At 39.5% G+C, this 8,327-nt stretch carries 4 protein-coding genes; 1 reads left to right on the top strand and 3 read right to left on the bottom strand.

The annotated features are described in order from the left end of the window. Positions 1-132: 132 nt before the first annotated feature. On the top strand, positions 133-1,152 hold the full coding sequence (locus HWQ58_RS09555; protein ID WP_292860872.1) for a hypothetical protein: 1,020 nt from the start codon (positions 133-135) through the stop codon (positions 1,150-1,152). A gap of 86 nt (positions 1,153-1,238) precedes the next feature. Here the strand turns inward: HWQ58_RS09555 and HWQ58_RS09550 are convergent, their stop codons facing one another. The 3 genes from HWQ58_RS09550 to HWQ58_RS09540 all read right to left on the bottom strand — a co-directional run bounded on the left by HWQ58_RS09550 (position 1,239) and on the right by HWQ58_RS09540 (position 7,878). After that, on the bottom strand, positions 1,239-5,390 hold the full coding sequence (locus HWQ58_RS09550; protein WP_292860869.1) for a filamentous hemagglutinin N-terminal domain-containing protein: 4,152 nt from the start codon (positions 5,388-5,390) through the stop codon (positions 1,239-1,241). Positions 5,391-5,466: 76 nt separating this feature from the next. After that, positions 5,467-6,825 carry an AAA-like domain-containing protein gene (locus HWQ58_RS09545; protein WP_292860866.1) on the bottom strand — a complete coding sequence of 453 codons (1,359 nt, stop codon included), beginning with the start codon at positions 6,823-6,825 and terminating at the stop codon, positions 5,467-5,469. 129 nt (positions 6,826-6,954) lie between these two features. Then, the gene (locus HWQ58_RS09540; RefSeq protein WP_292860863.1) at positions 6,955-7,878 is read right to left on the bottom strand and encodes a pentapeptide repeat-containing protein; all 924 of its coding nucleotides are present in this window, start codon (positions 7,876-7,878) and stop codon (positions 6,955-6,957) included. Between the last annotated feature and the right edge of the window lie 449 nt (positions 7,879-8,327).

Below are 8,327 nucleotides of genomic sequence, written 5' to 3'. Positions count from 1 at the left end.
CTCCTTGCACTTAGTTGTGGTTTTGACATTCATATTTCCAGGTGCAAGATGTGAGGTGATAGCTTTTATCTTAAACACGAGAGCGGAAAATACCTTGTTAATGCCGATCGCGGACGACGCAACTGGCCGCAGTTGAGCACAACGGGAAAAGTAGGGCTTCAACTAGTAGGCGGTCAAGGAGAAGTAACTTCTACCAATTACATTAAAATCAGAACGACAGAAGAGGTAACAGGCAACAATAATATTTTGGGGGCTTTTGCTGATAGCCATGATTGTTACTATTGGCAAGATGGCTATGATGACGGGAAACAGAGTTGGAAGATTACTAAAGCTGATGGCAAGGCAGGGTCAATTTTCTATGGCGATCGCGTTTGCATCACCAACATATCCTACAGCAATCAAAGACTAGCTCCCGATACAAAGAATCAGGGTTATATAACCACTGTGAAAAATGCTAGTGATTCGTGGATCTTAGAGCCTGTTTTTGTGCGCTCTGTTGCACAGCCGACTTCAGTTGCTCAAGAACCTGTAGCTCAAGAACCTGTTTTTGTACAATCTGATGCTCAGCAAACCCCAGTAGCTCACGAGCCTGTCTCTCTGCGCTCTGTTGCCTTGCCGACTCCAGATCAAGTAAAAAATCAGTATCAAGTGCAAATTCAGACAGATGGATCGTGGCATGATGATGGCATCTGGGTGATCGGTCTCTATGACTTTAATAGGACAAATAAGACAGGCATCATCAATAGCATCAACATTAAGTCTAACGATGACGGAAAAACCCTGGTTGGAAACTACTGGGATGGTATTTCTGATGAGCTTATTGCCAGTACGGGTTCTTGTCAAGCTACCCGCTCCACCAGTCGTAATTCTTACACCGTGGTCGAAACCGCAGGGAATTCCCCTCGGGAGTTTACATGGGTGCTTGGTTCCCGTACTAACAAGGACATCGTTGAGATCAATGTTGAGTCTAAAGATGGCGGACAAACCCTGAATGGAACCATCACTTACAAAGATGAGAAACCGATTAGTTTCAAAGGTGTGGTGGCTTCCATCGCTACGACTGCATCGATAGAAACGGCGAAAATTGGTAATCCGAGTTCCAAACCTATGTCGTCTGCGCCTTTCCCTTGGTGGTCAGAAACGGCTAAATAATCAATAGAGGGACTTCCAAGAAATAAAATTGTACAGTGCCTAATTAAATGGGTAGTTTTGCAGATATAGGGTTTTCGGCATTTCCCTTATAATTTTCCACAATCACCTTTATTTCTCTCACCATCAGGTTGTACTTGGGTAGTATTTGCCACTAATTCTAGCTGTCCTCGTTGATTAATCATCCATCCAGTAGCTTCTAGTAGTGGTGGTTGCGCTTTTATATCTGGTACTTTTCTATTGCTAATTTGCCCTGAAAGTTTATTTAAGGAACTTTCTGCACCAACTCGCATATCTTGTAAAACTACCTGACCACGCAACACTTGGCGGGGGTCTTCTGGTAAACCTCCCCGTCCGCTAATCACAAAATTTGCTTCTTCGTTGCTAGGGCAACCTGCCACAATTTGATTTGCAGGATCGGTAGGCACAGAAGGTAATTGAGTTAATCCTCTAGTAGGGTCAACATCTGGAGCATTAATATCAACGATGCCATTGATGCCTAATTGAGAACTGGCGGTGATATCACTATTTGGGGTGAGTTTGTCATTAACTTGTAAGCCAAAAATACCTTGAGTCGTAATGTTGATATCCCCACCATTTCCTGCAAAAGCATTGGCGGTGATGTCACTGTTTTCTTGAGGGACAGCAATAATAAATTCACTATTAATATTGATATTGCCACCATTACCACCGCCACTGTTTTCAGTTCCCGCACGGGTGGAAATTTGACTGTTATTTCGTAAAAGTAGGTTATTGGCTACCTTAAGGTTGATGTTACCTCCTTGTCCAGAAACGCTGGTAGCAGTGATGGAACCTTGATTAATAGAGATTGCACGGGCATCAATATTGACATCTCCAGCATTGCCTGTTCCTAAAGCGCTGACAGATACGGTGGCGCGATCGCGGATATTTAAGTCACCATTGGGAATGTTGATATTAATGTCTCCCCCGTTTCCGGCAGCAGTTTGAGCCGAAGAAGCAAATAAGCCTGAGCCGAAACCCTGCTGGGAGGGGTCAATTAAATCAATGGACTCGAAAGCATTAACTGTTAAATCCCCGGCTTTTCCAGAACCAAAGGTAGTAGTAAATACCTGTGCGCCTCCTTTGGCTGTAAGTTGACGCGCTGTTAGGTTAACATTGCCAGATTCGGCATTGGTTAATGTTCCTGTACCGATAAAAGAGTTATCTAACTCGAAGGTATTACTGCTATCAAGGGTAATATTCCCTCCTTGTCCTTGACGCAAAGCAGTAGTAGCAATTAATCCACTATTGCGGCTAAGAAAATTCGGAGTTTGAATCACAACATTTCCGGCTTTACCTTGGCCTGCGCTGACAGCAACAATTCCCTGGTCAAAGTTATCAAGGTTGAGAGTACCCGCATAAGCTGGATTGATAATTTTTTGTTGCAAGTCTGCAAATCCATTTCCAGCAACTTCTACAGAGTCGCTGGCGTTGATAGTAATATCACCGCCGTCACCAGCACCAGCTGTGGAAGCGTTAATCCTACCGTTATTTAATTGCAGCGTGCGGGTATTAATTGTAATGGGTGCGCCATTTCCTTGACCAACGGTAGCGGTAGAAATCTCTCCTCCTTGGCGGACAATTAACTGCCCAGTCGTAATATTCAAAGGCCCAGCATTACCACCAATTGGACTCAAGGAACTCGTTCCGATGCTACTGGGAAAACCGCCATTGTCTGCGAAAGTCCCCACCACTTCTACTTTGTCGGTAGCGTTGAGATTTAATGTTGCTGCATTCCCCTCTCCTGTAGTTGCTGAGGAGACAATAGAATCATCACGGACATTTAGTTGTTTAACTGATAAAGTTAAGTTACCAGCATTGCCCGTACCAGCTAACGCCGTTGCATTGATTATCGACCTATTGGTGAGCGTTACATTATCAGCGTTAATTGTCAAATTCCCGGCTTGCCCGGAACCAGCAGTTGCCGTTTGAATCCCGGCAAAATTCTGCAACAATATTTCTGTAGCATTAATTGTTAAATCTCCGCCATTACCTGACACTGGAAACGTGGTAATTCCACCTGCATCTCGAAGCACTAAGCGCCCAGTGTTAACCGTCAGTTTGCCAGCGTTACCACTCCCGAAAGCATTTGTGCTTATACCTACTCCCGTTCCTTGTAGAAGTTGGCTCACTAATTGGCTAGGGGTAAGTATCGGGGTTGTGGGTTGACGACCGATAACTTCTATGGATTCTGAAGCATTAATTGTTAAATTCCCGGCATTACCCGTTGTGTTTGCGTCAGTTCCAGTACTTATGGTAGTTGCTCTAAAAGGGAAAAAAGCTGTTGGATCTTTGCTAACGCTCAACCGACGAGCATTGAGAGTAAAATCCCCAGCATCGCCGCTAGCACCAGTAGGAAGATTTACAGCCAACGCCGCATCAGAATTTGTACCAATATCGCTTGTCCGCATCACTACATCATCTGTAGCATTGAGAATCATATTTCCCCCTTTACCTTTACCCCTGGCTAAGGCGAAAATAGATGTAGTGTCCAGAAAGATTGAGCGGGCGGTGAGGGTAATGTCATTGCCTTTATCAGCACCTAAGTTTGCATTGACAATACGAATATTTTTACCAGAAAGGATATTACCACTAGTAAATGTAATTTTTCCTGGTGTGTCTCCAATAGAAGCGATATTACCCGAACGAGGAAAGTCGCCTGCGGCATTGAGGCTAAGATTAGCTGCGGCTAGTAGTGAAATATCTCCTGCTTGCTGTTGAGCATTAGCTAACAGATAGTTAGTAGTGGTAATTCCGCCTGCGCTGCTATTGATAGTAATGTCACCGCTATTTATGGAGTCGGTGATATTGGGTATATTGAAAAACCCACTAATTAAATTACCAGTTGTAATATCATTGATGGCGTTTAGGGCAATGTCGCCACCATTACCGCCACTTTTTGCAGAAATGATGGATGCATCGGTAGTATTAATTTGACTATTTTGCCCAAACTTTCCTGATGTAATAGTTGCATTCCCGCCATTGGTAAGGATTTGGGAACCTGGGTTCATGAGAAACTGCGCTACTCCAGCATCTCTAACGGTTGCGATCGCATTTTCATCGTTAATTTTGGCGCTAAAATTACCACCATTGAGAATGATACTGCGGTTGGGATTAATGGTGAGCGAGCGCCCCGCTTCTAAGCTGAGACTGTTTGTTGCGATACCAGTAATATCATCATCAACAGTGATATCGTTACTCGCCTGCAAACTTACATTATTTAGCGCTAACGCTTGGCTCACACTTTGACCGCTAAGAGTTCCCCCAGGTTGAATCAAAATATCTTTAGGGTCAAGCAGTAATCTACCAAATGAGCCATTTGACGCACTAGTATCCACAGTACCAGCAAATTCAACTCTGCCACCTGATACTTCTACAAAACCACCGTTCCCAGAATTTTCACCGCCACGGGCACTAATATTACCCTCAAAACGGGTTAGATCATTTGCTTTAATAATTACAGTGCCACCATTGCCATTATTAAGAGCATCAGTGTTAATAGTGGCATTATTTAATAAGCTCACCTGATTTCCTAAAATCTGCACCGTTCCCCCTGGTACAGTCAAAGAACCTGTGTTAGTAACAATCTCTCCTTGTAACGTAAGAGTTTGTCTACTACCTATTGTTAAATTTCCTTCTACACTAATCTTTGCTTGTTGTTGGTGCAAGGCATTAGCAAATAAAACTGTTGGCTGAATTGTGAGTAAATTACTATTTTGTGGTTCTGTTGCACTAAATAACCCATTTTCTCCTAATTTAATTGCATTTGCAGTACTAGCTACAAGAGAACCTGCGATATCTAATCGAGCATTTTTACCAAAAACAATCCCATTAGGATTAATCAAAAATAAATTCGCGGTACCATCTATACCTAATGTGCCGAAAATCTTAGATATATGATTTCCGGTAACGCGAGTGAGGATGTTATTAATGCCTACTGGATTAGTAAAATAAACCTGCTGCCCTTGATTAACATTAAATTCTTGAAAACTATGGAAAAGATTACCACCGCGAATTGCGCCTCCACCAACTAATTCATGAAGATTTTGAGGGGTAATAGTAGATTTTTCAGTTCCTAAAGTGTTATCGGGTATTATTTGAGCGTTAGCTGGGTAATAACAAATAAGAAAATAAGTAAATATATTACTAAAAAATAAGATTATATATAATATTTTCAAATACCAAGAGTACTGTCTAGGAATGTTTACTACTTTCAACATGAGTCAATTTGTTTTTTATTCAAAGTTACAGATTCCCGACTTCTTAAATAAGTCGGGAATTTTGTGATCTTGTTTATTACGAATTATTTAAAATTGCTGTTTCATTAATAAAGTAATCACTAAAATACTTTCTATATAACCCACAACTAACTGTTGCAGTTTTATTTTCTAGATATATCAGCCCTAAACTTTTTAACTTAAATGCTACTTCTTGCTCTAAGCTAATCGGTACAGTTGACCTAATAACTTGTTGAAAAGCATCAACCAAATCAGGACTTTGCAGAATAGAGTATAACTGATTGTGCAAATGCTCACTAAAAATTCCAGTATCATTCGTGGTATCTTGTAGTATATCGTCCACAGGAATTTGATGTTGAACGCTATGATAAAATGCCAGTCGCACCAAGTAAGGAAATCCTCCTGTCAGTGCCATTAATTGTTCAAATTGGAAAGCTGTAAGTTGGAGTCTGTGACGTTGGGCTAAATCCTCTAACTGCAATCTTGTAAAAACAGGTAAATCAATTGCTAACCCTATATTAAAAGGAGATTTGTTAATCTCTAAATTAATATATATATCGGTAGATTTAACAATTAACACTCGTAATTTTTGCCAAATTGATATATCTCTAGTTTCTTCATACCATGAGCGCAATAGGCCCAAGAAATCACGAGTCAATTGAGGATATTCAAACAACTTATTCACTTCATCTAACGCTAAGATTAAGGGAGTATTGATTTCCTGTAAAACATACCCTTGAAAATAGATAGTACAGTTCATCAAATCACCCATATCCTCGTCCCAATATTCCTCTAGCTTTGACTTTATTCCTAACTGATGAGTAACATTTGCACAGAACCAACGTAAAAATTTTTCTAATGAGCTAAAAACTTCTGTTTCAGCACGATGTAAACTTAACCTTACAGTATGATAACCATGCGAACTACCATAAGCAAGAATTCTAGTCATTAAAGAAGTTTTCCCCATCTTTCGCGGTGCTTTGATGTGGATAAACGCACGAGGTTGAAGAATTGCTTGATAACAGACTTGTTCTAAACCCCGCTCAATATACAAGGTAGAAGAAAGCGGAACTTGCCCATCTGGAGGTTCTAAATTTATCTTTTGCCACATATGTGTAGGCTGAGATATTGTTTGCAAAAATGAATTATCTAGTCGTTGCTCTAGCACAGCACGACAATTAGTGCGATTAACTTTCTCGCCAAGACTATTAGAAAGTAGTTGCCACAATTTAGGAGCAACCAATTGCCTAATATAGTTCTCTGAGTAGTTGTTTTCTATAGCGATTTGTGCATAATTTTTTTTTGTTTCCAATAGAGATGCTGACAAGACAGCTTTTTGAATAAATGAGAGCGATTTTCCTGTCTTATCATTAATTAATGTTTCAGTGCATTCGATAATTTGTTCTATGCTCCTCATCTCTGTTCAAAACTAAAGGTATTTAAAGCTCCATTTCCTAATACAGCAATTCTAAATTGTTTGTGAACACTAAATATTTCTCTTGTTTCTCTTCTTTGCGCCTCTCTTGACGCATACGTGAAATTCTTTCTACAAATCAGAAATATTTAATGCTCCATTTTTCCTCAACCATTGCTTTTGTTGAGGGGTTAACCCAATAGCATCAGTAAATAGCGCTCCCTTAACGCGAGAACCGGAAAAATTTACCTCATCTAATTGGGTATTTGTGAAATTTGCATGTCTTAAATCACTATCACTCAAATTTGCCCCATTTAGAACCGCCTCCTCTAAGTTGGCGTTAAATAAAGAAGCTAACTTTAAATTAGCACGACTCAAGTCTGCATTAAATAAACAGGCTAACTCCAAGGCAGCTTGACGTAAAATTGCATCACTCAAATCTGCACTACTCAAGTCCGCTTTAATTAAATCTGATTCTGTTAAGTCGGCTCCCTTTAAAATAGTATCCTGTAATTGCGCTCGTTCCAAATCAACTCGTTGTAAAGAAGCAGCACATAAAATCGCCCCTTCCCAGTTGGATTGGCGAAGATTAGCATCATCAAACTTAGCGCCAGTGCAATCTGTGGCTTTGAGACTTGCTTTAAACAAATTTGCCCCAGTTAAGTCTGCTTGAGTCAAACAAGCATTTTCTAAATCAGTATCTGTTAAATTTGCCTCTCGTAAGCAGACAGAATCAAGCTTGGCATAATTTAAGTGAGCATTGGTTAAGTTTACTCTAGTTAGATTAGCGTAACTTAAGTTTGCCCACAGTAGACTCACATTTAACAAGTTTGCGTTTTGCAAATTGGCTTTTTGGAAGTCTGCTCGATTTAAATCTGTCCAAACCAGGGTGGCATAACTTAAGTTAGCCTCACTGAGATTGGCACTACTGAGGTTAGCATAGCTAAAATCAACACCACTAAAATCAACACCCTGCAAATAAATCTGGCTTAAATTCAGGTGTTGAAAATCTCTTTCCTTAGCTGCATAGCGTTTGATAATTTCTTGGGCAATCATTGTTTTGAGCTAGTTTAAATAACAATAAACTACCGCCTACAATGAATTGTCTCTCAATATAGCAATATTTAATTAATAATTTATATTTGATTTTCTGTTATCAAAGTTAATACATTTTAAATAAAGATATGAATTTTATATATTGACAAATTATTCATATATATGTATAAGAATAATATTTATGACATTGTATGTTCAAAGTTGTGATACTTATATATTGACAAAAAATTAATCTGTGAGGCAGTAACTAAAAATATCTTGCAGCAAAGATAAATATATGACATTTATGTACTTGTTTGATTTCAAATGAAAATGCTTTAATAAACTCCTAGAGCAAGGGTATTTGCAAAAGTTATCCAAAAAATTCATATTTACTATTTTGGTTTTTATTCGTTTACATGAGAATTTCTAAGCCTCTGTAAGTATGAATTTTAGTAACGGATTCTATT

The organism is Nostoc sp. LPT (genome assembly GCF_017115165.1).
GTDB lineage: Bacteria > Cyanobacteriota > Cyanobacteriia > Cyanobacteriales > Nostocaceae > Nostoc.
Note: the sequence above shows the minus strand (reverse complement) of the source record. Positions and strands in the feature narration are given on the sequence as shown.